The following is a 26,512-nucleotide window of genomic DNA, read 5'->3' as shown; positions in this document are numbered from 1 at the left end:
CTCGGGTCCCCGCACCGCCCCCGCATCGGAAGGGACCCGAGCCTTGAGAACCCCCACCGTCATCGCCCTGCTCACCCTGTCCGCGTGCACGGCCACGGCGCTGCCCGCCACGGCCGTCGCCGCCACGGACACCCACCTCGAAGGCCGCCTCCCCTCGGGCGCCGGCTATCTGATCGACATGCCCGACGACTGGAACGGCACGGTCCTGCTCTACAGCCACGGCTACCGCCCGGCCGGCACCCCGCTCGTCGCCCAGAACTCCCCCGGTGCGGCGACGTCGGCCGCGCTCCTGGCCGAGGGGTACGCCCTGATCGGCTCCTCGTACGCGACGAACGGCTGGGCCATCACGGACGCGGTGCCGGACCAGCTCGCCACGCTGGACCTGTTCACGGAGCGGTTCGGCGCGGCGCGGCGCACCCTCGCCTGGGGCACCTCGTACGGCGGTCTCGTCACCACGGCCCTGGCCGAGCGCCACCCCGGCCGGTTCACGGGCTCGCTGTCGATGTGCGGTCTGGTGCAGGGCGGGATCGCCAACTGGAACAGCACCCTGGACCCGGTGTTCGCGCTGCGCACGCTGCTGGGCACCGACGTACGGCTGACCGGTTTCACGGACCGGGCCGAGGCACTGGGCGCCGCGCGGACGCTGGGCGGGGCGGTCGCCGAGGCCCAGGGGTCGGAGCGAGGGCGGGCCCGGATCGCGCTGGCCGCGGCCCTGCACGACATCCCCGGGTACAACGACGCCGCGCAGACCGAGCCCGGCCCCACCGACTGGAAGGCCCGGCAGGTCAACCAGTACACGGCCCTTCAGGGGCTGATCGCGCTGCCCGCGTTCGACTGGCGGCAGGAGGCGGAGAGCCGGGCGGGCGGCTCCATGTCGTGGAACACCGGTGTCGACTACACGGTGATGCTGGCCCGTTCGCCGCTGTACAAAGAGGTCAGCGAGCTCTACAAGGAGGCGGGGCTTTCCTTGCGCACCGATCTCGACACCCTGCGCCGGGCACCCAGGCTGTCCGCCGACGCCGAAGCGGTGGACTGGATGCGGCACACCAGCGTCCTCTCCGGCCGCCTCAGCGAACCCCAGTTGACCATCCACACGACCGGCGACGCCCTGATCCCCGTACCGGCCGAGAGCGCCTACCGGCGGGCGGCGACGGCCGCGGGATCGGGACGGCTGCTCGCCCAGGGGTACGTGGACGGGCCGGGGCACTGCGCGTTCACCACGGGTGAGATGCTCGGCGCGCTCGGCACCCTGGAGGACCGGCTGGACACGGGCCGCTGGCATGCCTCCGCCGCGGACCTCGACTCCCGCGCGGAGCAGGCCGATACGACGGGTGCGGCGCGGTACGTGACCTACCGTCCCGCCCCCTACCCGCGCCCCTACGACCTCGCGCACCCGGGAGACGCCCGGCCATGACCCCCCGCTCCGCGCCCGACCGGCTGCTGTCCGTGCTCGCCGCGTTCGACCACGAGCATCCGGCGCTCAGCCTCACGGACATCAGCCGGCGGGCCGGGCTGACCCTGACGACCGCGCACCGGCTGGTGGCCGCGCTCACCGGGTGGGGCGCCCTGGAGCGGGACCCCGAGGGCGTGTACCACGTGGGGCTGCGGCTGTGGGAGATCGCGGCGCTCGCCCCGCGCGGGCTGGCGCTGCGCCAGATCGCCCTGCCGTTCCTGGAGGACCTGTACGAAGCGACGCACGAGAACGTGCAGTTGGCGGTGCGGGACGGCACGGAGGTCGTCTACATCGAGTGGCTGTCGGGCCGTTCGGCGGTCGGTGTGCACATCCGGGTCGGCGCCCGCTGGCCGCTGCACGCCACCGGGGTGGGGCTCGCGCTGCTCGCGCACGAGGCCCCCGGGTTCCAGGAGGACTACTGCGCGGGCCCGTTGGCGTCGTTCACGCCGTACACGCTCACCGATTCCGCGCGGCTGCGCCGGGAGCTCGCCGAAGTGCGGCGCACGGGAGTGGCGGTGAGCAGCCGTCAGGTCACCGACGACGCCCTGTCGGTGGCCGCGCCGGTCCGGGGCGCGGGCGGCCCGGTGGTGGCCGCCGTGTCGGTGGTGGTGCCGCACCTCGACGCGCAGGTACCGGTGCTGGCCCCCGCGGTGCGGATAGCGGCGCGGGGGATATCACGGGCGCTGGGGTGGCAGCCGGGGCTCACCTGAGGGACGCGCGGGCCGTGTAGGTGACGTCCTCGTCCGCGTGCCGCAGGCCGGCCCGGCAGGCGACGGTCATGTCCGACGACGCCCGCGCCGGGGTCACCGTCCAGCGGACCGTGAGCCGGTCGCCCGCGGGGAGACGTTCCGCGCCGGCCGGATCCAGCGCGCGGGTCCGCCAGCCACCGGGGACGGCCAGGGTGAGCCGAGCGGCCGTCCAGGGTCTGCCGGAGCCGTTGGCGAGGGTGGCGGTGACCGTGAGATCCGCTCCCTGGGCGGCGACTTGGAGGGTGAGGCCGAAGGCGGCGCGCGGCTGGGACTCGGGTGTCCATGACGCGCGCATCAGCTTCACCAGGGCGTCCGCCTGCGCGGGCCGGCGCGCGGCGAGGTCGTGCTGTTCGCCGGGGTCGCGGGCCAGGTCGTACAGTTCCACGTCCCACTGGTCGTCGGGGGCGGCACGGTCCTGGCCGGGTGCGAAGCGGACCGCCTTCAGGTCGCCGTGCCGCAGCGCCTCCGCCAGGCGGCGGCCCCGGCCGTGGTCGACGGCGTCGGCACGCGGGGTGACGCCCGCGTGGTTGCGGTAGAAGTACAGGTGGTCGTGGCGGGCGGCGTGCCGGGAGCCGCCGAGGAGCGGGGCGAGGGACAGGCCGTCGACGTCCGCCGGGGCGGGCGCGCCCGCGAGGTCGGCGAGGGTGGGCAGCAGGTCGGTGAGCGGGGTGGGGCGGTCCGTGGTCCCGGCGGGGACGTGGCGCGGGGACCAGGCGATGAGCGGGACGCGGAGGCCGCCCTCGTAGAGGTTGCGTTTGTAGCCGCGCAGCGGGCCGTTCGCGTCGAAGAGGTCGGGGTCGGTGCCGCCTTCCTCGTGGGGGCCGTTGTCGCTGGTGACGAGGACGAGGGTGCGGTCGGCCACCCCGAGGTCGCCGAGCCTGTCGACGACGTCGCCGACGAGCGTGTCCAGGGCGGTGACCTGGGCGGCGTGCCGCCGGTCGGGTCCGGGCCAGGGCCGGTCGGCGTACACACCCTCGTCAGGGACCTGGCTGGGCGCGTGCGGCACGTTGGGGGTGAGGTGGAGCAGGAACGGCTCGGCGTGGTGCGCGTCGAGGAAGGCGAGGGCCCGGTCCCGCATGAGGTCGAGGGCGTGGACCGCGCGGGCGCCGTCGCGGTTGGCGGGGATCTCCTCGCGGGAGCCGTTGTGCCAGAGGTGGCCGGGGTAGTGGTCGTGCGCGTCGCCGTGGCCGATGTAGCCGTAGAACTCCTCGAAACCGCGGGAGTTGGGATGGCTCGGCTGATCGGGCCGGTCGGGGCCGAACCCCCACTTGCCGATGAGGGCGGTGCGGTAGCCACGTGCCCTGAGGGCCTCGGCGAAGGTGAAGTCCCGGTCGGTGAGCGCCCCTTGGCCGCCGGGGCCCCAGGGGTTCTCGCGGACCCGGGCGTGACCGGCGTGCAGTCCGGTGAGCAGGGAGCAGCGGGAGGGCGCGCAGACGGGCGCGGTGGCGTAGGCGTCGGTGAAGCGCAGGCCCTCGGCGGCGAGGGCGTCCAGGCGCGGGGTGCGGACGAGCCGCTGGCCGTAGGAGCCGAGTTCGCCGTGGCCGAGGTCGTCGGCGAGGATCACCACGAAGTTCGGCCGGTCCCGCGCGGCCCGCACGGCGGGGACCCCGGCGGCCCGCCCGCTGCCGTCGGCGGACGTCGCCCCGCCGGCGAGCGTCGCCCTCTCGTCGGGCGTCGCCCTGTCGTCGGCGTCGCACGCCGTGGCGGCCACGGAGGCGACCGGTACGGCGGTGGCCGCGGCGAGGAGGCGGCGTCGGCTCGGCATGGATGTCTCTCCTGCGGGGCGGTGGGGCGGGGTCCCGGACCCGCGGCGATCGTCCGTCGGACGAGGGTGGAGCCGGCCGCCGGGCCGGGACCATGCACACGGCGTGAACACTCTGTTGCGGCACGCGATCCGCCCTGTGAGAGGGAGAGTCCGCTCGTACGGTTCCCGCTCAGGGACCTCGGAACGATCACGATCGGAGCCGGGAAATCCCTCTCACCGGTGAGGACCGGCCCAGTGAGGGCCTTCGATACTGGAACGGCCCCCGAGGAGCCGCCCATGCCCCTGTCACCCATCTCCCCGTCACCCATCTCCCTGTCACGCAAGTCCTCGTCGCCCAAGTCCCCACGGTCCGTGTCACCACCGTCCTGGATCTCTTCCGCCGTGGGCCGGCTGCGCACGGCGAACCCGTACGTCGTCGACGCGGCGCTGGCGGCGCTCGTGCTGTTCGCCGTGTCGTTGCAGTGGATCTTCCCCGACGAGGGGGACGACGGACTGACCCCGATCGGCTGGCTGCTCGGGGCGGCCACGGCGGTGCCGCTGGTGTGGCGGCGCCGGTTCCCTTTCGTGACAGCGTGCGCGGTGTCCGTCGCGACCCCGGCGATGGCCGTGTACCACGAGCCGCCGCCGGACGTGGTGTACGCCTGTCTGATCGTCCTGTACACCATGGCCGCCCAAGGACCCGGCTGGCAGCGCCGGTTCATGCTGGCGGGCTGGATCGTCGGGGTCACGCTGACCATGCAGCACAAGGAGGAGCCGCTCCCCTTCGAGTACGCCTTCCAGTTGATGACCGTGGTGTGCGCGTACGGCTTCGGGATGCTCGCCCGCGTCCAACGCGCCTACACCGCCGCCCTGGTGGACCGGGCCCGGCGGCTGGAGCGGGAGCGGGCCGCGGACACGGCCCGGGCGACGGCGCAGGAACGCGCCCGGATCGCCCGGGACATGCACGACATCCTGGCGCACGCGGTGAGCCTGATGGTGGTGCAGGCGGAGGCCGGTCCGGTCGTCGTGCGCAGCGAACCGGCGCGCGCGGAGGCGGCGTTCGACGCGATCGCGGCGACCGGCCGGGACGCGATGACGCAACTGCGGCGCATCCTCGGCGTCCTCAAGGACGAGGAGCGCAACGGGACCTCACCTCAGCCGGGCGTCAGGTCGCTGCCCGCGCTGGTCCGCCAGGTCGCCGAATCGACCGGACTGCGCGTCAGGTTGACGGCATCGGGCGAGCCCGCGCCGCTGCCCGCGGACACCGACGTCGCCGCCTACCGGGTGGTCCAGGAAGCCCTCACCAACACGGTCAAGCACGCGTACGCTTCCTCCGCGACCGTCGAACTCGACTGGACGGAGGAGACGTTGACCCTCACCGTGACGGACGACGGCCGCGGCCCCGTGACGCCCGGCGGCGGACACGGTCTGATCGGCATCCGGGAGCGGGCGGCGGCCTGTGGCGGTGACGCCCGTTCCGGGCGCGGGCCCGACGGCGGGTTCCGGGTCGTCGTACGCCTTCCGGTGGACGATCGCGAGGCGGCGCTGGGGTGAGCATCCGGGTGGTCGTCGCCGACGACCAGGAACTGGTCCGCAGCGGCTTCAGCATGATCCTGGAGGCGCAGCCCGACATCGAGGTGGTGGCCGAGGCGGGCGACGGTTCGCAGGCGGTCGCGGCGGTCGAGCGGCACACGCCGGACGTGCTCCTGCTCGACATCCGCATGCCCGTGATGGACGGCCTGGAGGCGGCCCGCCGGGTGTGCGGGCAGTCCGCCTGCAAGGTCGTCATGCTGACCACCTTCGACCTGGACGAGTACGTGTACGAGGCGCTGTACGCGGGCGCCAGCGGGTTCCTGCTGAAGGACGTGCGCCGTGACGACCTCGTCCACGCCGTGCGGGTCGTCGCGGCGGGCGACTCCCTGATCGCGCCGGCGGTCACCCGGCGGCTGGTCGCCGACATCGTGCGCCGCCGCCGCGAGGAGGCCGCCGCGGACGTCACCCCGCAGCGGCTCGACGTGCTCACCGCCCGCGAGGTGGAGACGCTGCGGCTGCTCGCCCGCGGTCTGTCCAACGCCGAGATCGCGACGACGCTGTTCGTGAGCGAGCACACCGTGAAGACCCATGTCAGCAACGTGCTGGGCAAGTTGGGCCTCAGGGACCGGGTGCAGGCGGTGATCTGCGCCTACGAGACGGGCCTGGTGACCCCGGGTACGTCCTAGGGCGCGGCAACCGCCTTACCGGTGGCGCCCGTTCCTCCCTCTCCCGGGTGAGGGGACCACCGCCCTCCCCCGTACGGCCGAGGTCCGGAAACCGCTCCCCCCGGCGATCCGGCACCGCCTTCTCCCCCGGGAGCCTGAGGGCATGTCGAACGACGACTCCCGGGGAGGAACCGTGCTTGCCGCACTCGCCCGGACGGCCACCCGCCGTCCGCTCACCGTCATCGCCCTCTGGGTGGTCTTCCTGCTGCTCGGCCTCGGCCTCGGCACGGGCGTCTTCGGACGTCTGTCGGACAACGTGCCCGAGGTGCCGGGCACCGAGTCGGACGCCGCCGCCCGGTACCTGGACGACGCCGACCCGGACGGCGAGTCCGTCACGGCCGTCGTCGGGGGCGTCGCCGTCGCCGACCCCGCACTGCGCGCCCAGGTCGAGCGGGCCGTCGCCGACCTGCGGGAGATCGCCGGGGTGGCCGCCGTGCCCGACCCGTACACGACCCCCGGACTGACCGCGCGGGACGGGCGGGCGCTGATCGTGCCCATCACCCTGGAGGGCGGTCTCGACGACGAGGCCGAGGAACGGACCCTGGACGACGCCGTCGAGCGGATGCGGCGGATCGACGCGCCCGAGGTGCATGTCAGCGGAGGGCCCCTGCTGGGCATCCAGATCGGCGAGAAGGCCCAGGAGGACGTCAGGAACGCCGAGTTGATCTCCCTGCCGGTCGTCCTGGCGCTGCTGCTCGTGGTGTTCGGCGGGCTGCGCTCGGCCATGCTGCCGCTGCTCGTCGCGGTCAGCGGCATCGCGGGCGCGTTCCTGACGCTGTTCCTGTTCAGCGGCGTCACCGACATCTCCGTGTACGCGATCCAGGTGACGACGATGCTGGGCCTCGGACTCGCCGTGGACTACGCCCTGTTGATGCTGGTCCGGTTCCGTGAGGAACGCCGCCGCGGTGACGACGTCGTCGAGGCGGTGCACCGCACGGTCGCGGCGGCCGGGCGCACGGTCCTGTTCTCCGGGCTCACCGTGGCGGTCAGCCTCACCGGGCTGCTGGTCTTCCCTAGCGTCTTCCTGCGCAGCATGGGCCTGGCGGTGGCCGCCGTGGTCGTCGTCGACATGCTCGCCGCGGTCACGCTGCTGCCGGCGCTGCTCACCCGGTTCGGCGGCAGGATCCCGCCCGCGAAGACACGGCCCGAGGGCGAGCAGGGCCGTGCGTTCGCCCGTCTCGCGCGCTTCGCGGGCCGCAACCGGATCGCCGTCCTCGCGCTCGTCGTCCCGGCGCTCCTCGTACTGGCCCTGCCGGTCGCCGGGATGCGCATCAACCTGGGCGACGCCCGGCAACTGCCGAGCAGCACGGAGGCACGGCAGCTGTACGACACGGTCGGCGCCCACTTCCCCGCGGGCACCGGCGTCTCCCCGGTCACGGTCGTGGCCCGGCCCGGCACCGACCCGGCGACGATCGAGCGCGTACGGGCGCTGTCACCGGGCGCCGGGACGCGGGAGCTGCCGGGCGGCGTCACGGTGGTGGAGCTGCCGCCGCCGGGCAGTGTGGACGGTGACGGCGCGACCGCGCTGGTGGAGCGGGTGCGGGAGCTGCGCGGCACCGAGCCGGTCGAGGTCACCGGTCCGGCCGCCCGGCTGGTCGACTTCCGGGCGATGCTCGCCGACCGGGCGCCGTGGGCCGCGCTCACCGTGCTCGCCGGGATCCTCGTCCTGCTGTTCGCGTTCACCGGGTCGGTCCTCATCCCGCTCCGCACGATCGCGACGACGCTGCTCAGCCTGGGGGCCGCGCTCGGCGTGGTGGTGTGGGTCTTCCAGGACGGCCATCTGGCCGGGCTGCTGGGCGCCGAGGGCCTGGGCGCGCTGAGTCTGACCGCGCCGCCGCTGATCGTCGCGATCGCGTTCGGCCTGGCCATGGACTACGAGCTGTTCATCCTGGCCCGGATGCGGGAGGCCCGGGAGCAGGGCGACGACGACCGGGAGGCCGTGGTGACGGGGCTGCGCCGCTCGGGCCGCGTCGTGACCTGCGCGGCGCTGCTGCTGGCCGTCGTGTTCGGCGCGTTCATGACGGGCGGCTTCTCCCCGATCCTCCAGATCGGCCTCGGCCTCACCCTCGCGGTACTGATCGACGCGACGATCGTCCGCATGCTGCTCGTACCGGCGACGATGTCCCTGCTCGGCCACCACGCCTGGTGGTCCCCGAAACCCCTGCGCCGCGTCCACACCCGAATCGGCCTGAGCGAGTCCCCCCGGCACCCGGCCCCGGAACGTGAGCCGGCCGACCGCTGACCAGCACGGGACACACCACGGCCCGATCGCCCGCTGACCGAACCAGAACAGGCCGAGCCCCACGGAAGCGGATGCCACCGAGGGCGCGGCGGCGGTGACGCCCCAGGCGCGCGACGGCCTCCGCGCCCCGACGGCCGCGCGGCGCCTCCCGGGGGAGGGCCGGTGAGCCCGGCCGCGGGGCCGGGGCCGGTCCGCCGGGCGGGAGCGCCGCTGGTCCGGGCCGTCGTCGCGCTCGCCGCGGCGGCCCTCGGCGCGTCCGCGCTCGCCGTACCCGCCCACGCGGCCCCGGTCCGGTACCGGTACCGGACCGGGCCAGGGCACGCCATCGCGGACGCCGACACCGGCCCCGGCCAGCCGGCTCTCGGCCGGGCCGGGCCGGGCCCGAGTCACAACCCGACACAGACCCGAGACCGATCGGCCACCCACCGCACCCGAGCCGACCGAGCCCACACGGAAGCCGGTGCCGGAGCCAGCCACCGCACGAACCAGGACAGGCAAAAAGCCGCCGACACCGGCCGGCCGCCGACCGCAACAGGCGGGCCAGGCCACCGCCCCACCCAGCGCCCGAGCCGATCCCTCACCGACCGCACCAGGCCGGACCCAGTCCCCACGGGAGCCGAGGCCAGAGGCGGACACCCGCTGAGCGGGGCACGTCACGGCCCGATACGGAACCTGAGCCGGAACCGGGCAGCCGCCGACCGGACCGAGGCACGGCGCGTCCCCGCACCCCTCCACGCCGGAACCGGCCAGCCTGCGACCGGACCGGCGCAGGACCGGTCAGCACAAGAGCCGACGCCACCGCGGCCGGCCCGCCCCTGAGCAGGGCACGGCGAGTCGCCACACCCGTCTGAGCCGCCCGGGGACCGGCGCCGCAACCGGAGCCGTCACTCCACCGAGCGGTGCGGTGCCGGTGCCGGTGCCGGTGCCGTGAACCTGACCACAGCGGAGAGGGCCCCAGGCCGCGGCCGGCCCCCTCCCGACGGCCTCCGTACCCGGCTCTCAGAGTCTCCTCACAGGAATCTCAGCCGGCGGCCCGGGGATTCAAAGGATCAGCCCATGTCCGTGGCGCAGGATGCACGCGCAAAGCTGGATATCTCAGGGGAAGGCGTGCCGTGGGCGTCTCGCATATATCGAACCGGTCCGAACAGCAGACGGAGAGGTGGTCGCGCCGTGGGGTTCTCACCGTGCTCGGTGTGGTTCCCGCCGCGATGCTGACCGGGTGCAGCGGATCGGCCGACGCCTCCGAGGAGGCGGGGACGACCGCCTCCGTCAAGGCGTCCCCGTCGAAGGCGCCGGTGGTCACCGTCTCCCCCGCCGACGGCACGAAGAAGGCGGCGTTCACCAGCCCCGTCACCGTCACCGTGACGGACGGCACGCTGTCGACGGTCACGGTCACCGGCAACGACGGTTCGACGCTGACCGGGGCGTTCGACGACACGAAGACCACGTGGACGTCCGAGGCGAACCCGTACTCGGGCACCAAGTACACGGTGACGACCACACCGCAGGGCGCCGCCGCCGAGACCGCGACCTTCACCACCAAGTCGCCCGGCGAGACCTTCGTGGGGTACTTCACCCCCGAGGCGGGCTCGACGTCCGGTGTGGGCATGCCGGTGTCGATCGACTTCACGCACGCCGTGAGCGACCGGGCCGCCGTCGAGAAGGCGATCACGGTCACGGCGGACCCGGCCGTCGAGGTGGTCGGCCACTGGTTCAGCGACACCCGGCTCGACTTCCGCCCCGAGACGTACTGGGCGGCCGGGACGACGATCACGCTCGGGCTGCGGCTGAAGGACGTCGAGGGCGGGGACGGGGTGTACGGGGTGCAGTCGAAGGACGTCACCTTCCACATCGGCCGCGAGCAGATCAGCACCGTCGACCTGTCCGCGAAGGAGATGGTGGTCAAACGGGACGGCGCGACCTACGCCACCTATCCGGTGACCGGCGGTGACTCCGACCACACGACCTGGTCCGGGATCATGGTGATCAGCGAGCGGTTCAAGGAGACCCGCATGGAGTCCTCGACCGTCGGTCTCGGCGACGAGTACGACATCAAGGACGTCCCGCACGCCCAGCGGCTCACCACCTCCGGCACGTTCATCCACGGCAACTACTGGGCCTCGACGTCCGTGTTCGGCAGCCAGAACACCAGCCACGGCTGCATCGGCCTGCACGACGCGAAGGGCGCCGACGACTCCTCGGTGCCGGGCTACAAGTTCTACGACAGCTCCATGCTCGGCGACGTCGTCGTCGTGAAGAACTCCGACGAGGAGACGGTCACCGCGTCCAACGGCCTCAACGGCTGGAACCTGTCCTGGGAGGACTGGAAGTCGGGCAGCGCCCTCTGACCCACGGCGCCGGCGCGGGCGCCAGAGCCCGCAAGCCCCGGGTCCGGCCTCGGTCCCGGGGCCGACGCGTGCGACGGCGCGGCAGCGGCCGTACGAACGGACCGCCCTCCCCTCGCCCCACCCATACATGCCTTCATCGGGTGAACTCGCCCCGCCCTCAAGGACTTTACGTGTTTCAACTCTTGACGCCGACAGCGCCGGGGAGCACATTGACCCCACCCTGAGAGCGCTCTCAAGCATCCTCCCGGGGCACCGCTCACCCACCCGCGCACCTCATCCCCGTACCCGAGAGGCACACCCCATGAGTGCACCCTCCGGACCGTCCAGACGGCGACGCGCCCTGATCGCCGTACTCTCCACGCTCGGTCTCGCCGCGGCGGTCGCGTCGGCCGCGACGCTTCCCGCGAGCGCCAGCGCCCCCACTCCGCCGTCGGGCTGGACCCAGGTCTTCCTCGACGACTTCAACGGCACCGCCGGCACCGGCGTCAACACCTCCAACTGGCAGTACGCGACCGGCACTTCGTACCCCGGCGGCCCCGCCAACTGGGGGACGGGCGAGGTCGAGACGATGACGTCGAGCACGACGAACGTGGCGCTCGACGGCAGCGGCAATCTCAAGATCACCCCGGTCCGCGACGCGGCGGGCAACTGGACGTCGGGCCGGATCGAGACGGTCCGCACCGACTTCCAGCCCCCGAGCGGCGGCAAGTTGCGCATCGAGAGCCGTATCCAGATGCCCAACGTCACCGGCACGGCGGCCGAGGGCTACTGGCCCGCGTTCTGGGCGCTGGGCGGCCCGTACCGGGGCAACTACCAGAACTGGCCGAGCGTCGGCGAGCTGGACATCATGGAGAACGTCCAGGGCCTGAACCGGGTCTGGGCCACCATGCACTGCGGCACCAACCCCGGCGGACCCTGCAACGAGACGTCGGGCATCGGCAATTACACGGCCTGTCCCGGCTCGACCTGCCAGTCGGCCTTCCACACCTACACGATGGAGTGGGACCGGTCCGTCTCCCCCGAGACCATCCGCTGGTACGTCGACGGCACCCAGTTCCACTCCGTCAACGCGAACCAGGTGGACGCGACGACCTGGACCAACGCCACCAACCACGGCTACTTCGTCATCCTGAACGTGGCGATGGGCGGCGGCTTCCCGGACGCGTTCGGCGGCGGCCTCGACGGCGACACCCGGTCCGGCGTGCCCATGGTCGTGGACTACGTGCAGGTGCTGTCGGCGAGTGGGAGCGGTACCACGCCCCCGCCGACGGGCGGCGTCGACGCCTACGGCACGATCCAGGCCGAGGCCTACAACAGCCAGAGCGGCATCAGCACCGAGACGACGACCGACACGGGCGGCGGCCAGAACATCGGCTACATCGCCAACGGCGACTGGGCGCTGTACCAGAACGTCAACTTCGGCTCCACGGCCGCGACCCAGTTCCGCGCCCGGATCGCGAGCGGTGCCGCGTCGGGGGTGGGCGGCCTGGTCGAAGTCCGGCTGGACAGCCGGTCCAACGCCCCGATCGGCAGCTTCTCCCTCTCCAGCACCGGGGGTTGGCAGACCTGGCAGACGACACCGGCGAACATCAGCTCGGTGACCGGCACCCATGACGTGTATCTGACCTTCACGAGCGGCCAGTCGGCGGACTTCGTGAACGTGAACTGGTTCACCTTCGGCCACTGACACAGCGGCCTGCCATCGGGCAGCGCACGACAGTGAGGGGCTCCGCGCGTCGGGGCCCCTCACCCGTGTCCACGGCGGGACCGCCGCGGGCCGGGGCCGGTCCGGCGGATCGTGCCGGGGACGCGAGGGGCCGGCACGCGCTCCCCCACCGGCTTGACGGCACGGGGCCCCGGCCGCGTCGTCGTCACTCGCCGACACCCCCGGGCCCTCGGCCGGGAGGCGCCCCGTCCCGTCGCCCGCCGCGGCAACGGCCGACCGGCCACGCCTGCTCCGCCTCTCCGCCGCGCGTACCGGGCCCCCGTGCACCGGCGACACGACGCGCCGCCACACCCGGCGGCCCGATCCGCCGGACCGGCCCTGGTCAGCCCAGCTCGGCCCGGAACCCCACCGGCGTGACCCCCGTGTGGAGCTGGAAGAACTTCGAGAAGTTCGCCGCGTCCGGGAAGCCGACCGCCGCGCCCACCCGTCCGATGGGCAGCTCCGTATGGGCGAGCAATCGTTTCGCCTCCAGGACGACCCGCTTGTCGATGAAGCCCTTCGGCGTCTCGCCGGTGGCGGCGCGGACCGCGCGCACGAGGGTGCGGCGGGAGTAGCCGAGGGCGTCGGCGTAGGCGCTGACACTGTGGTTGGTCGCGAAGTCCCGTTCCACGGCGTCCCGGAAGAGGGTGAACGTGGTGTCGGACTGTTCCCGCGCCGCCTCCTGGGAACTGACCGCGAGATGCGCGAGGCGCAGCAGGAACGCCGTGAGGGAGTGGCGGAGCACGGCGGTGTGCAGGCTCGGGGGGAGCGTCACCGTGTCCTTGTACTCGCGGCGCAGCTGCGCGAGCGACGCCCCGAGCCCGGCCAGCTGGGCCGCGTCCGGGTGGAGCAGCGGGGGCAGGTCGTAGCGGTAGAGGCCGGTCGCCTCGACCGTCGCGCGGGGCAGGAAACCCGGCTGCATGGTCAGGACCGTTCCGCGGTACCCGGTGGGCTGCGAGAAGCGGTGGACCTGGCCGGGGCGGATCCACAGCACGTCGCCCGCGTAGGCCTCGCACTCGGCGAAGTCGATCATGTGGCGGACGGGGCCCTTGTCGAACAGCATGACGACATGGAAGTCGATGCGGTGGACGCGGTGCAGCGGGGCGTCCACGTGCCAGGTGCGGCCGGGACCCATCGGCCCGACCTGCATGCCGACACCGGCGACGCTCAGCTCGACGGGGAAGGGGAACGTTCTGATCCCGTCCATGCCGCCGTCACTCGTCGCCCCTTGGATGGTTCTGTCCGCCATGTCCTTCTCGTGCCGCTCGATCCCACTGCCCGTGTCCCACTTTCACCACAGGCTGACACACCCCGACCTTCCCTCATAAAAGTCCGACTTTTAAGTTTGAACACGTCAGAGCAGATTTCCGCGCCGATCGAGGACTTCTTGAAGATGAGCACGCAGACACCGGACCGCTTCGAATGGACCGAACTCGACCGGCGTGCCGTCGACACCGCCCGCCTGCTGGCGGCCGATGCCGTGCAGAAGGTCGGGAACGGCCACCCGGGCACGGCCATGGCCCTGGCCCCGGCCGCCTACACGATCTTTCAGAAGGTGATGCGTCACGACCCCGCGGACCCCGAGTGGGTCGGCCGTGACCGCTTCGTCCTCTCTCCCGGCCACACCTCGCTGACGCTCTACACGCAGCTCTTCCTCGCCGGGTACGAGGTCGAGCTCGACGACCTCAAGGCGTTCCGCACCCAGGGCTCCAAGACCCCCGGCCACCCCGAGTACGGCCACACCGCGGGCGTCGAGACCACCACCGGGCCCCTCGGCCAGGGCGCCGCGAACGCGGTCGGCATGGCCATGGCCGCCCGCTACGAGCGCGGCCTGTTCGACCCCGAGGCCCCCGCGGGCGAGTCCCCCTTCGACCACACGATCTGGGCGATCGTCTCCGACGGCGACCTGGAGGAGGGCGTCTCCGCCGAGGCCTCCTCGCTGGCCGGCCACCAGAAGCTCGGCAACCTGGTCTTCCTCTACGACGACAACCACATCTCCATCGAGGGCGACACCGCCACCGCGTTCTCCGAGGACGTCCTGAAGCGGTACGAGGCCTACGGCTGGCACACCCAGCGCGTCGAGCCCACCGGCGACGGCGACATCGACGTCCCCGCCCTGTACGCGGCACTCAGGGCCGCCCAGGACGAGACCGGGCGGCCCTCGATCATCGCGATGCGCACCGTGATCGCCTGGCCCGCCCCCAACGCCCGCGACACCGAGGCCTCCCACGGCTCCGCGCTCGGCGAGGACGAGATCGCCGCCACCAAGCGCCTTCTCGGCTTCGACCCGGAGCGGACCTTCGAGGTCGCCCCCGAGGTCCTCGCCCACAGCCGCGCCGCGCTGGACCGGGGTGCCGAGGCGCACGCGGCCTGGGACAAGCAGGTCGCCGCCTGGCGGGCCGACCACGAGGAGCGGGCCGCCCTCTTCGACCGGATCGTGGCGGGCCAGCTCCCCGAGGGCTGGGAGGACGCCCTGCCGGTGTTCGAGCCGGGCACCTCCGTCGCCACCCGCGCCGCCTCCGGCAAGGTCCTCCAGGCGCTCGGCGGTGTCCTGCCCGAGCTGTGGGGCGGCTCCGCCGACCTCGCGGGCTCCAACAACACCACCATCGACAAGACGTCCTCCTTCCTCCCGGAGGGCAACCCGCTGCCCGAGGCCGACCCGTACGGCCGTACGGTCCACTTCGGCATCCGCGAGTTCTCGATGGCCGCCGAGATGAACGGCATCGCCCTGCACGGCAACACCCGCGTCTACGGCGGCACGTTCCTCGTGTTCTCCGACTACATGCGCAACGCGGTCCGGATGTCGGCGCTGATGCAGCTGCCCGTCACCTACGTCTGGACGCACGACTCCGTCGGCCTCGGCGAGGACGGCCCCACCCACCAGCCCGTCGAGCACCTCGCCTCGCTGCGCGCGATCCCGGGCCTGAACGTCGTACGGCCCGCCGACGCCAACGAGACGTCGATCGCGTGGGCGGAGATCCTGCGCCGGCACGCCACCGACCCGGCCCCGCACGGCCTCGCGCTCACCCGGCAGGGCGTGCCGACGTACGCGCCGAACCCGGACGCGGCCAAGGGCGGTTACGTCCTGGCGGACTCCTCGAAGGAGACCCCGGACGTCGTCCTGATCGCCACCGGTTCCGAGGTGCAGCTCGCCGTGGCCGCGCGGGAGCAGCTGGAGGCGGAGGGGATCGGCACCCGGGTGGTGTCGATGCCGTCCGTGGAGTGGTTCGACCAGCAGCCGCGCGCCTACCGCGACGCCGTCCTTCCGCCGTCCGTGCGAGCCCGCGTCGCAATCGAGGCCGGGATCGGTCTGACGTGGTACCGGTTCACAGGTGACGCAGGACGCATCGTCTCTCTCGAACACTTCGGCGCCTCCGCCGACGCCAAGACCCTTTTCGCCGAGTTCGGCTTCACCGCCGAGAACGTCGCCGCGTCCGCGCGGGAATCCCTCGCCGCCGCGCGCGGTTGATCCGACCGCCAGAAAGAAGATGATCACTGTGACCGAAGCAACCGCGACCGCGGGAGCACTCAAGCGCCTGTCCGACGAGGGCGTCTCCATCTGGCTGGACGACCTGTCGCGGCGGCGGATCGAGTCGGGCAACCTCGCCGAGCTCGTCGAGAACAAGAACGTCGTGGGCGTCACCACGAACCCGTCCATCTTCCAGGCCGCCATCGGCTCCGGTGAGGGGTACGAGGAGCAGCTCAGCGACCTCGCCGTGCGCGGGGTGACGGTCGACGAGGCCGTACGGATGATGACGACCGCCGATGTGCGGGCCGCCGCCGACATCCTGCGTCCCGTGCACGACGCGACCGGCGGTCTGGACGGCCGGGTCTCCATCGAGGTCGACCCGCGCCTGGCGCACCACACCGTGGCGACGGTCGCCGAGGCCAGGCAGCTCGCCTGGCTGGTCGACCGCCCCAACGTGATGATCAAGATCCCGGCGACCCGGGCGGGCCTCCCGGCGATCACCGAGGTGATCGGCCTCGGCATCAGCGTCAACGTCACGCTGATCTTCTCGCTGGAGCGCTACCGCGAGGTCATGGACGCCTACCTCGCCGGTCTGGAGAAGGCCGCCGCGCACGGTGTCGACCTCGCCGGCATCCACTCCGTGGCCTCCTTCTTCGTCTCCCGCGTCGACGCCGAGATCGACAAGCGGCTCACCGTCCTCGGCACGGCCGAGGCCCTCGCCCTCAAGGGCAGGGCGGCGCTCGCCAACGCGCGGCTCGCCTACGAGGCGTACGAGGACGTCTTCGCCTCGGCCCGCTGGCAGAAGCTGGAGACCGCGGGGGCCAACAGGCAGCGCCCGCTGTGGGCCTCGACCGGTGTGAAGGACCCGGCCTACAAGGACACCCTGTACGTCGACGAGCTCGTCGCGCCCGGCACGGTCAACACCATGCCGGAGGCCACCCTGAACGCCGCCGCCGACCACGGCGAGATCACCGGCGACACCGTGACCGGCGACTACGCCGGGGCGCGCGCCGACCTGGCCGCCGTGCAGGCGCTCGGGATCTCCTACGACGAGGTCGTGCAGCAGCTGGAGGACGAGGGCGTCGCCAAGTTCGAGGTGGCCTGGAACGACCTGCTGGCCACCGTCACGAAGTCGCTGGACAGCAAGGGGGTCGTCGCGGAATGACCGGGATTCCTGCCATCGACGCGGTCGACGATGCCGACTGGGAGAACCCGCTGCGCGACCCGCGCGACCGGCGGCTGCCCCGTATCGCCGGTCCGTCCGGGCTCGTCATCTTCGGTGTGACCGGTGACCTGTCCCGCAAGAAGCTGATGCCGGCCGTCTACGACCTGGCCAACCGCGGCATGCTGCCGCCGGGCTTCTCGCTCGTCGGGTTCGCCCGCCGGGACTGGGAGGACCAGGACTTCGCGCAGGTCGTGCACGACTCGGTGCGCGAGCACGCGCGGACCGAGTTCCGTGAGGAGGTCTGGCAGCAGCTCGCCGAGGGCATGCGGTTCATCCCGGGCGACTTCGACGACGACCAGGCGTTCAAGCAGCTCGCCCAGGCCGTCGAGGAGCTGGACGCCTCCCGCGGGACGAGCGGCAACTACGCCTTCTACCTCTCGGTGCCGCCGAAGTTCTTCCCGAAGGTCGTCCGGCAGCTCAAGAAGCACGGTCTCGCCGACGCGCCCGAGGGTTCCTGGCGGCGCGCGGTCATCGAGAAGCCGTTCGGCAGCGACCTGGCGAGCGCCCGTGAGCTGAACGCGCTCGTGCACGACGTGTTCGAGCCGGACCAGGTCTTCCGGATCGACCACTACCTCGGCAAGGAGACCGTCCAGAACATCCTGGCGCTCCGCTTCGCCAACCAGATGTACGAGCCGATCTGGAACCGGTCGTACGTCGACCACGTACAGATCACCATGGCCGAGGACATCGGCATCGGCGGTCGCGCGGGCTACTACGACGGCATCGGCGCGGCCCGTGACGTCATCCAGAACCATCTCCTCCAGCTGATGGCGCTGACCGCCATGGAGGAGCCGATCGCCTTCGACGCCGAGTCGCTGCTCACCGAGAAGCTGAAGGTGCTCAAGTCGGTGCGGCTGCCGGAGGACCTCGGCGCGCACACCGTCCGCGGGCAGTACGCGACCGGCTGGCAGGGCGGCGAGAAGGTGGCCGGCTACCTCCAGGAGGACGGCATCGACGCCGCGTCCGGGACCGACACCTACGCGGCGGTCAAGCTGGAGGTGGACAACCGGCGCTGGGCGGGCGTCCCGTTCTATCTGCGCACCGGCAAGCGGCTGGGCCGCCGGGTCACCGAGATCGCGGTCGTCTTCCAGCGGGCGCCGCACTCGCCGTTCGACTCCACGGCCACCGAGGAACTGGGCTCGAACGCGATCGTCATCCGCGTCCAGCCGGACGAGGGCATGACGGTCCGGTTCGGGTCGAAGGTGCCGGGCACCTCGATGGAGATCCGGGACGTGTCGATGGACTTCGCCTACGGCGAGTCCTTCACCGAGTCCTCCCCCGAGGCGTACGAGCGGCTGATCCTGGACGTCCTCCTCGGCGACGCCAATCTGTTCCCCCGTCACCAGGAAGTGGAAGAGTCCTGGAAGATCCTCGACCCGATCGAGGGCTACTGGGCCCGGCACGGCAAGCCGGCGCAGTACCCGTCGGGCAGCTGGGGACCCAAGGAAGCGGACGAGATGCTCGCACGAGACGGACGGAGCTGGCGCAGGCCATGAAGATCGACCTGACCGACACCACTGCAAGCAAGATCAACAAGGCGCTGGTGCAGGGCCGCCGGGCCATCGGCACCCCGGCGGTGGGCATGGTCCTGACGATGGTCATCGTCACGGACGAGGAGAACGCCTACGACGCGATCAAGGCGGCCGAGGAGGCCTCGCACGAGCACCCCTCGCGCACCCTGGTCGTCATCAAGCGGCACGCCCGCACCCCGCGCGACCGGCAGGCCTCCAAGCTGGACGCCGAGGTCCGGGTGGGCGCCGACGCGGGCACCGGTGAGACGGTCGTCCTGCGCACCTACGGCGAGGTGTCCGACCACGCCGACTCCGTGGTGCTGCCGCTGCTGCTGCCGGACGCCCCCGTGGTGGTGTGGTGGCCGGTGGACGCGCCCGACAACCCCGCGAAGGACCCGCTGGGCGCCCTCGCCCAGCGCCGGATCACCGACCTGTACGCCGTCGAGAACCCCCTCGACGTGCTGGCCGCCCGGGTCCGCTCCTACGCGCCCGGCGACACCGACCTGGCCTGGACCCGGCTCACCCCGTGGCGCTCGATGCTCGCCGCGGCGCTGGACCAGGCGCGGGTGCCGATCGTGTCCGGCGCGGTCGAGGCCGAGGCCGACAACCCGGCGGCCGAGCTGCTCGCGCGCTGGCTGGAGGCACGGCTCCGCGTGAAGATCGACCGGGTCGTCACCGCGGGACCGGTCGTGACGGCCGTGCGCCTGGGCACCGGGAACGGCGAGATCGTCATCGACCGCCCCGAGGGCCCGCTGGCCACGCTGACCCTGCCGGGCCAGCCCTCCCGCACCCTCGCGCTGAAGGTCCGCACCACCTCCGAACTCATCGCCGAGGAGCTTCGCCGCCTCGACGCCGACGAGATGTACGCCGTCGCCCTGCGCGGCGAGGGCGGCAGCACCAAGGAGACCCCCTCCCATGTCTGACTCCCCGACCCTGACCCGCCGCCCCGAGTGGACGGCCCTGGAGGACCACCGCGCCGGCTTCCAGGCGGGCCTGCGGTCCCTGTTCGCCGCCGACCCCGGGCGCGCGGAGCGCTACGTCGTGCGCGTGGGCGACCTGCGCATCGACTACTCCAAGCACCTCGTCGACGACGAGACGCTCGCCCTGCTCCAGGAACTGGCCACCGCCACCGACGTGTCCGGGCTGCGGGACGCCATGTTCCGCGGTGAGAGGATCAACCTCACCGAGGACCGTGCGGTCCTGCACACCGCGCTGCGCGCCCCGGCGGGCGCGGTGGTCGAGGTCGACGGCGAGAACGTCGTCCCGCGCGTGCACGCCGTCCTGGACAAGATGGGCGCCTTCGCCGACCGGGTCCGCTCCGGCGAGTGGACCGGGCACACCGGCAAGCGCATCCGCACCATCGTCAACATCGGCATCGGCGGCTCCGACCTCGGTCCGGCGATGGCCTACGAGGTGCTGCGGGCGTACACGGACCGCGCCCTGACCCTCCGCTTCGTCTCCAACGTCGACGGCGCGGACCTGCACGAGGCCGTCCGTGACCTGGACCCGGAGGAGACCCTCTTCATCGTCGCGTCGAAGACGTTCACGACGATCGAGACGATCACCAACGCGACCTCCGCGCGCTCCTGGCTGCTGGCCGGTCTGGGCGGCGACGACAAGGCCGTGGCGAAGCACTTCGTCGCCCTGTCGACCAACGCCGAGAAGGTCACGGACTTCGGCATCGACCCGGACAACATGTTCGAGTTCTGGGACTGGGTGGGAGGCCGCTACTCCTTCGACTCGGCGATCGGCCTCTCCCTGATGATCGCCATCGGCCCGGACGCGTTCCGCGAGATGCTCGACGGCTTCCACCTGGTCGACGAGCACTTCCGCACCGCGCCCGCCGAGTCCAACGCCCCGCTCCTGCTGGGCCTGCTGGGCATCTGGTACGGCAACTTCCTGGGCGCGCAGTCGCACGCGGTGCTGCCCTACAGCCACTACCTGTCGAAGTTCACCGCGTATCTCCAGCAGCTCGACATGGAGTCCAACGGCAAGTCGGTGCAGCGTGACGGCCGTCCGGTGGAGTGGCAGACCGGGCCGGTCGTGTGGGGCACGCCGGGCACCAACGGGCAGCACGCGTACTACCAGTTGATCCACCAGGGCACCAAGCTGATCCCGGCGGACTTCATCGGCTTCGCCCGTCCCGTGGGCGAGCTGAGCGGGGAACTGGCCGCGCAGCACGACCTGTTGATGGCGAACTTCTTCGCCCAGACGCAGGCCCTCGCCTTCGGCAAGACCCCGGACGAGGTCCGCGCCGAGGGCGTCCCGGAGGACCTGGTCGCGCACAAGACGTTCAAGGGCGACCACCCCACCACCACGATCCTGGCGAAGGAACTGACCCCCTCGGTCCTCGGCCAGCTCATCGCGCTGTACGAGCACAAGGTGTTCGTCCAGGGCGCGGTCTGGAACATCGACTCCTTCGACCAGTGGGGCGTCGAACTGGGCAAGGTCCTCGCCAAGCGGGTCGAACCCGCGCTGACCGAAGGGGCGCACGTCCCCGGTCTCGATCCCTCCACCACCGCCCTGGTGGCCGCTTACCGTGAACTGAAGGAAGTGCGCTGAACATGACATCGATGCAGCTCGGGCTCATCGGCCTCGGCAAGATGGGCGGCAACATGCGCGAGCGCATCCGCCGCGCGGGCCACACGGTCGTCGGGTACGACCGCAACCCGGAGATCTCGGACGTGGCGAGCCTCGCCGAACTCGTCGAGAAGCTCGAAGGGCCGCGGGTGGTCTGGGTGATGGTCCCGGCCGGTGCCGCGACCCAGTCCGTCGTGGACGAGCTGGGCGACCTGCTCTCCGCGGGCGACACCGTCGTGGACGGCGGCAACTCCCGCTGGACGGACGACGAGAAGCACGCCGAGGAGCTCGCCGCCAAGGGCATCGGCTTCGTCGACGCCGGTGTCTCCGGCGGTGTGTGGGGTCTGGAGAACGGCTACGCGCTCATGGTCGGCGGCGACGCCGAGCACGTCGCGAAGGTCCAGCCGGTCTTCGACGCCCTCAAGCCCGAAGGCGACTTCGGCTTCGTCCACGCGGGCAAGGTCGGTGCCGGCCACTTCGCGAAGATGGTCCACAACGGCATCGAGTACGCCATGATGCAGGCCTACGCCGAGGGCTGGGAGCTCCTGGAGAAGGTCGACTCCGTCACCGACGTCCGCGAGGTCTTCCGCTCCTGGCAGGAGGGGACGGTCATCCGCTCCTGGCTCCTCGACCTGGCCGTGAACGCCCTGGACGACGACGAGCACCTGGACAAGCTGCGCGGTTACGCCGAGGACTCCGGCGAGGGCCGCTGGACGGTCGAGGCCGCCATCGACAACGCGGTGCCGCTGCCCGCGATCACGGCCTCGCTCTTCGCGCGGTTCGCGTCCCGTCAGGACGACTCCCCGCAGATGAAGATGATCGCCGCGCTGCGCAACCAGTTCGGCGGCCACGCCGTCGAGTCCGCGAAGTAGGCGCGCCGTGGGGGATCTTCTGCTGGTCCGCCACGGCGAGACGGAGTGGAGCGTGTCGGGCCGGCACACCAGCTGGACCGACCTGCCCCTCACCACACATGGTGAGGAGCAGGCCAAGGCACTCGCTCCGCTCCTGTCGGGCCGGACCTTCGCACGGGCGCTGTCCAGCCCGCTGGACCGCGCGATACGCACCGCCGACCTGGCCGGCCTGACGGGGGTCACGCCCTGGGCCGACCTCCACGAGTGGGACTACGGCGGCTACGAGGGCGTCACCACCGTCGACATCCACCGCTCCCGCCCGAGCTGGGACCTGTGGAGCGACGGGGTGCCGCCCGGCCCCGAGGGGCACCCCGGTGAGTCGCCCGAGGAGATCGGCGCCCGCGCCGACCGGGTCCTCGCCCATGTCGACTCCGCTCTCGCGGACGGGGACGTCGTCCTCGTGGCGCACGCCCACTTCCTGCGCGTCCTGACGGCACGCCGCCTCGGCCTGCCGCCCGCGGACGGCCGTCTGTTCCAGCTCGCCACGGCCACGATCAGCCGTCTGTCGACGGAGCACGACCGCCCGGTGATCGCGGAGTGGAACGCGCGACCGTAGGGAAGCGGACGGAAGGAGGCGGCGGACACCCCGCCGCCTCCTTCCGTCATCCTCCGGTGACCGAGTTCACCGCGTGCTGCGCGGCGAGCCGGACCGGCGCGTTCTGGGCCCCGTAGCCGCGGTAGCCGGCGTCGCGCTGGACGAGCTCGAAGAAGACACGGCCGACGGTACGGGTGTAGCAGTGCCGGAACTCGCCGTGCGCGTCACGGTCGTAGAGGATGCCGAGACCGCGGTAGGCGTCCAGTTCCTCGTCGGTGAGGTCGAACCGGGCGGCGAGGTCGTCGTAGTAGTTGGCCGGCATCGGCAGCAGACGCCCGCCGGCCTCGCGAAAGCGCCGGGCGGCGCCGACGACGTCGTCCGTGGCGAGCGCGATGTGCTGGGCGTGGACCGTGTCGTCGGTCGGGGCGGCGCCGACGGACAGGGCGACACGGACGGTGCCGTCGGCGTTGGTCACGGCGCGGCTGCGCATCAGGCCGTACGGGTCGGCGACGTCGACGCTCTCCTGGGCGTGCAGGCCGAGGACGCTGCGGTGGAAGAGAGCGGCCTCGTCGAACTGGTGCCAGGGCTGGACGAGGGCGAGGTGGTCGACGCGCCGCACCGTCCCGGCGGACGGGTCGTGGGGCACGTCCTCGAAGTCGGCCCGCCAGTTGGGGCGGCCGGGTCGGTCCGTGGCGCAGAAGAACAGCTCCGTGCCGTCGGGGGCGGCGACCGCGTCCAGGGGCGCGTCCTCGGTGGCCCGGCGGCGCGGCAGCACCGGTGCGAGGAGGGCCTCCGCGCGGTGGGACGCGCCCTCGGGGTCCGGTGACTCCAGGCCGATCGCGGCGAGGACGGTGCCGTCGCGGCGGCCGGCCGGGCCCGTGTTCACCAGGAGGCGGGCCTCACCCTGCTGCCAGAGGTCGACCGGTTTGCTGCGGTGCCGTGCCGCGCGGACGAAGCCGAGCGCGCCGAGCAGCGACGAGAGGGGCGCGGCGTCGGGCGTGACCAGTTCCGCAAAGGCGATGCCGGAGGGGACGACCGGCGCGGGCAGGTCCCGGACTCCGACGGCCTCCTCCAGCACGAGCAGCGAGCGGTGCGCGTCGACGGCGGTGGGTCCGGCGTCGGCCTGGCGGTACACGTCGTTGAAGACTTCGAGGGAGAGCGGGCCGTCGTACCCCGTGCGCAGGACGCGGCGGACGAGGTCCGTGATGTCGAAGCCGCCCTGTCCGGGGAAGCAGCGGTAGTGGCGGCTCCACTGGAGGACGTCCATCGCGAGGAGCGGGGCGTCGGCGAGCTGGAGGAAGAAGATCTTCTCGCCGGGGATGTCCTCGACACCCTTGGGGTCGCTGCCCCGGGAAAGGATGTGGAAGCTGTCCAGGCAGGTGCCGAGCGCGGGGTGGCCGGCGCTCTCGACGATGCGCCAGGCATGGTCGTAGGTGCTCACGTGCCGTCCCCAGGCGAGCGCCTCGTAGGCGACGCGGATCCCGAAGTCGCTCGCCAGGTCGGCCAGTTCGGTGAGCTGGGCGGCGGCGAGCGCGTCGTCGTCCACGGCCAGCGGGTGGACGCTGGAGCAGACGAGGACGGTGTCCGTGCCGAGCCGCCGCATCAGCTCGAACTTGCGGCGGGCCCGGCGCAGGTTCCGTGCGAACTCCCCGGCGGGCACCGCCTCGATGTCGCGCATCGGCTGGTAGAGGTCGATGGTCAGCCCGAGGTCCGCGCAGCGTCCCCTGATCTCCTCGGGGGTGAGCGGGCTGGCCAGCAGGTCGTTCTCGAAGATCTCCACACCGTCGAACCCGGCCCGGGAGGCGGCGGTGAGCTTCTCGGTGAGCGATCCGCTGAGGGAGACGGTGGCGATGGACGTGCGCACGTCGGTACCTCTCTGTCTGGACGGCCGCCTCTCGGCCGGCCGTCGCCGGTCGGCTACTTCCGCGTCCCCACGGCCCCCGCCAGTTCGGCGATGTCCGCGAGCATGCGGGCGCTGTCCGGTTCCCGCCCGGTGAACAGCCGGAAGGCGTCGACGGCCTGGAAGACGGCCATGCCGCCGCCGTCGAGCGTGGCGCAGCCGAGGGCGCGGGCGGTGCGCAGCAGCTCGGTCTCCAGCGGGCGGTAGACGACCTCGGCGACCCAGAGGTCAGCGCGCAGCAGCGCGGCGGGGAACGGCAGCCCGGGGTGCGCGGCCATGCCGGTCGGGGTCGCGTGGACCACTCCGTCGGCGCGGGCGAGCAGCTCGGGCAGCCGGTCCGGGGTCGCGTGGGCGGCGCGGCCCGCGCCGAAGTGCCGGTTCAGCGCCCCGGCGAGGTCGGCGGCCCGGTCGGCGAGGGCGTCCACGACGGTGACCCGCTCCGCGCCGAGGGTGAGCGTGGCATGGGCGACGGCCGCGCCCGCGCCGCCCGCGCCGAGCTGCACGACCCGCTCCAGGGGGACGTCGGGCAGGCCCCGGGCGAAGGAGGCGGCGAAGCCGGTGACGTCGGTGTTGTGGCCGACGGCCCGGCCGTCCTCGAAGACGACCGTGTTGACCGCGCCGAGCGCCTCGGCCTGCGGGGAGAGCGCGTCCAGGTGCCCGATGACGAGCTGCTTGCACGGGTGCGTGATGTTCAGCCCGTCGAAGCCGAGGTCGCGGGCGGAGCGCACCAGGTCGCCGACGGCCTCCGGCTCCACGCCGAGGGCGTCGATGTCGATGAGCCGGTACACATAGCGCAGGCCCTGCCGGTCGGCCTCCCGCTCGTGCAGTGCCGGGCTGAGGGACGGGCCGATGCCCGCGCCGATCAGACCGACGAGATACGAGTCCTTGGCCACGACGGGACCTCCTGGCGGGTCATCCCCGGAGAGCTAATGTACGAACTGGTGAGTTAGTCATAACACCCGTGCCCGAGGCTTGGGAAGACCTGACCGGAACACCGCGGGCGCGGCTTCTAAAATCACCGGAACCGACCCACGGCCCGAAGGACAGCGATGACCAGCGTCGAAGAACCGGCACACAACGGCGGGAAGATCCGCGACGCGGCACGCACCAGGGCCGAGATCCTCGACGTCGCCACCAAGGAGTTCGCGCGGGCCGGCTACGACGGGGCGCGCGTCGACGAGATCGCCGCCCGCACCCGCACCACCAAGAGGATGATCTACTACTACTTCGGCGGCAAGGAGCAGCTCTTCACGACCGTCCTAGAGCGGGCGTACGGCGTGATCCGCGAGGCCGAGCAGGAGCTCGACGTGGAGCACCTGGACCCGGTCGCGGCGATCCGGCGGCTGGCCGAGGTCACCTTCGACCACCACGAGCAGCACCCGGACTTCATCCGCCTGGTCAGCATCGAGAACATCCACGGCGCCGTGCACATCGCCGCCTCCGAACGGCTCGGCAAGATCGGCTCGCCCGCCCTCGACGTCATCCGCCGCATCCTCGCCACGGGCCAGGAGTCGGGCCTGTTCACGGCCGACGTGGACGCCGTCGACCTGCACGCGATGATCAGCTCGTTCTGCTTCTTCCGGGTCTCCAACCGGGCCACGTTCGGCGCCCTGTTCGGCCGCGACCTGGTCGCCGCCGACCGGCGCGCGCACTACCGGGCGATGCTGGGCGACATGGTGATCGCCTACCTGACGGCGGACCGCGCGGCGCACTGAGCCGGCCGGGCCGGACCGGCCTCGCCCGACGGGCCCCTCGACGCATCCGCCGACGACGAACCTCTTGACAGCGGGGAAACGCGCACGCAACATCCCTACCCATCGGGACTAACTACCCAGTGGGTTAATTAGCCGGGCTCACGAGATGAGATCCGGCAGGTCTCCCT

General features: G+C 72.4%; 19 protein-coding genes. 15 read left to right on the top strand and 4 right to left on the bottom strand.

Features of this window, described 5'->3' with window-relative positions; genetic code table 11:
• Positions 1-43 precede the first annotated feature (43 nt).
• Together ACIPSE_RS25455 and ACIPSE_RS25450 are read left to right on the top strand one after the other, a co-directional pair.
• Positions 44-1,414 carry an alpha/beta hydrolase family protein gene (locus ACIPSE_RS25455; RefSeq protein WP_401666246.1) on the top strand — a complete coding sequence of 457 codons (1,371 nt, stop codon included), beginning with the start codon at positions 44-46 and terminating at the stop codon, positions 1,412-1,414.
• Positions 1,411-2,163: an IclR family transcriptional regulator gene (locus ACIPSE_RS25450; RefSeq protein ID WP_401666244.1), complete on the top strand. Its 753-nt coding sequence runs from the start codon at positions 1,411-1,413 to the stop codon at positions 2,161-2,163. The genes ACIPSE_RS25455 and ACIPSE_RS25450 overlap by 4 nt, the downstream gene beginning before the upstream one ends.
• Here the strand turns inward: ACIPSE_RS25450 and ACIPSE_RS25445 are convergent.
• Positions 2,156-3,967, bottom strand: a complete 1,812-nt coding sequence (locus ACIPSE_RS25445; RefSeq protein ID WP_401666242.1) for a sulfatase-like hydrolase/transferase — start codon at positions 3,965-3,967, stop codon at positions 2,156-2,158. The two genes, ACIPSE_RS25450 and ACIPSE_RS25445, sit on opposite strands and share 8 nt — an antisense overlap.
• A gap of 276 nt (positions 3,968-4,243) precedes the next feature.
• Here ACIPSE_RS25445 and ACIPSE_RS25440 point away from each other — a divergent pair, with 276 nt between their 5' ends.
• The 5 genes from ACIPSE_RS25440 to ACIPSE_RS25420 all read left to right on the top strand — a co-directional run bounded on the left by ACIPSE_RS25440 (position 4,244) and on the right by ACIPSE_RS25420 (position 12,481).
• The gene (locus ACIPSE_RS25440) at positions 4,244-5,500 is read left to right on the top strand and encodes a sensor histidine kinase (RefSeq protein WP_401666239.1); all 1,257 of its coding nucleotides are present in this window, start codon (positions 4,244-4,246) and stop codon (positions 5,498-5,500) included.
• Complete coding sequence (locus ACIPSE_RS25435) at positions 5,497-6,165, top strand: response regulator (protein WP_401666236.1); 669 nt, start codon at positions 5,497-5,499, stop codon at positions 6,163-6,165. The genes ACIPSE_RS25440 and ACIPSE_RS25435 overlap by 4 nt, the downstream gene beginning before the upstream one ends.
• Positions 6,166-6,337: 172 nt before the next feature.
• Positions 6,338-8,446, top strand: a complete 2,109-nt coding sequence (locus ACIPSE_RS25430) for an MMPL family transporter (protein ID WP_401667231.1) — start codon at positions 6,338-6,340, stop codon at positions 8,444-8,446.
• A 1,112-nt stretch (positions 8,447-9,558) separates the two neighbouring features.
• On the top strand, positions 9,559-10,794 hold the full coding sequence (locus ACIPSE_RS25425) for an Ig-like domain-containing protein (protein WP_401666233.1): 1,236 nt from the start codon (positions 9,559-9,561) through the stop codon (positions 10,792-10,794).
• A gap of 301 nt (positions 10,795-11,095) precedes the next feature.
• On the top strand, positions 11,096-12,481 hold the full coding sequence (locus ACIPSE_RS25420; protein WP_401666231.1) for a glycoside hydrolase family 16 protein: 1,386 nt from the start codon (positions 11,096-11,098) through the stop codon (positions 12,479-12,481).
• Between the two features lie 361 nt (positions 12,482-12,842).
• Here ACIPSE_RS25420 and ACIPSE_RS25415 read toward each other — a convergent pair whose 3' ends face one another.
• Positions 12,843-13,748: a helix-turn-helix domain-containing protein gene (locus tag ACIPSE_RS25415; RefSeq protein ID WP_401666228.1), complete on the bottom strand. Its 906-nt coding sequence runs from the start codon at positions 13,746-13,748 to the stop codon at positions 12,843-12,845.
• Positions 13,749-13,892: 144 nt separating this feature from the next.
• Between ACIPSE_RS25415 and tkt the strand changes: the two genes are divergently transcribed.
• The 7 genes from tkt to ACIPSE_RS25380 are packed head-to-tail and all read left to right on the top strand — an operon-like array spanning position 13,893 to position 22,751.
• A complete protein-coding gene (gene tkt / locus ACIPSE_RS25410; protein ID WP_401666225.1) occupies positions 13,893-15,968 on the top strand; it encodes a transketolase in 2,076 nt (691 codons plus the stop codon).
• A 19-nt stretch (positions 15,969-15,987) separates the two neighbouring features.
• On the top strand, positions 15,988-17,133 hold the full coding sequence (gene tal, locus ACIPSE_RS25405; protein WP_401666223.1) for a transaldolase: 1,146 nt from the start codon (positions 15,988-15,990) through the stop codon (positions 17,131-17,133).
• Positions 17,130-18,689, top strand: a complete 1,560-nt coding sequence (zwf, locus tag ACIPSE_RS25400; protein ID WP_401666221.1) for a glucose-6-phosphate dehydrogenase — start codon at positions 17,130-17,132, stop codon at positions 18,687-18,689. The genes tal and zwf overlap by 4 nt, the downstream gene beginning before the upstream one ends.
• A complete protein-coding gene (gene opcA / locus ACIPSE_RS25395; RefSeq protein ID WP_401666219.1) occupies positions 18,686-19,627 on the top strand; it encodes a glucose-6-phosphate dehydrogenase assembly protein OpcA in 942 nt (313 codons plus the stop codon). The genes zwf and opcA overlap by 4 nt, the downstream gene beginning before the upstream one ends.
• A complete protein-coding gene (pgi, locus tag ACIPSE_RS25390) occupies positions 19,620-21,266 on the top strand; it encodes a glucose-6-phosphate isomerase (protein WP_401666216.1) in 1,647 nt (548 codons plus the stop codon). Before opcA ends, pgi begins: the two co-directional genes overlap by 8 nt.
• A gap of 11 nt (positions 21,267-21,277) precedes the next feature.
• Positions 21,278-22,156: a phosphogluconate dehydrogenase (NAD(+)-dependent, decarboxylating) gene (gnd, locus tag ACIPSE_RS25385; protein WP_401667228.1), complete on the top strand. Its 879-nt coding sequence runs from the start codon at positions 21,278-21,280 to the stop codon at positions 22,154-22,156.
• Between the two features lie 7 nt (positions 22,157-22,163).
• The gene (locus ACIPSE_RS25380; RefSeq protein ID WP_401666214.1) at positions 22,164-22,751 is read left to right on the top strand and encodes a histidine phosphatase family protein; all 588 of its coding nucleotides are present in this window, start codon (positions 22,164-22,166) and stop codon (positions 22,749-22,751) included.
• Between the two features lie 46 nt (positions 22,752-22,797).
• On the opposite strand, the gene ACIPSE_RS25375 is transcribed toward ACIPSE_RS25380, so the two are convergent.
• Together ACIPSE_RS25375 and ACIPSE_RS25370 are read right to left on the bottom strand one after the other, a co-directional pair.
• The gene (locus ACIPSE_RS25375; RefSeq protein ID WP_401666212.1) at positions 22,798-24,594 is read right to left on the bottom strand and encodes a bifunctional sugar phosphate isomerase/epimerase/4-hydroxyphenylpyruvate dioxygenase family protein; all 1,797 of its coding nucleotides are present in this window, start codon (positions 24,592-24,594) and stop codon (positions 22,798-22,800) included.
• A gap of 53 nt (positions 24,595-24,647) precedes the next feature.
• Positions 24,648-25,523: a shikimate dehydrogenase gene (locus ACIPSE_RS25370; RefSeq protein ID WP_401666209.1), complete on the bottom strand. Its 876-nt coding sequence runs from the start codon at positions 25,521-25,523 to the stop codon at positions 24,648-24,650.
• A gap of 156 nt (positions 25,524-25,679) precedes the next feature.
• Here ACIPSE_RS25370 and ACIPSE_RS25365 point away from each other — a divergent pair, with 156 nt between their 5' ends.
• Entirely contained in the window at positions 25,680-26,345 is a 666-nt protein-coding gene (locus ACIPSE_RS25365; RefSeq protein ID WP_401666206.1) for a TetR/AcrR family transcriptional regulator, read from the top strand.
• The last annotated feature ends 167 nt before the right edge of the window (positions 26,346-26,512 follow it).

The sequence above is a fragment of the Streptomyces sp. NPDC090106 genome, assembly GCF_044747265.1.
Taxonomy (GTDB): Bacteria; Actinomycetota; Actinomycetes; order Streptomycetales; family Streptomycetaceae; genus Streptomyces.
Note: the sequence above shows the minus strand (reverse complement) of the source record. Positions and strands in the feature narration are given on the sequence as shown.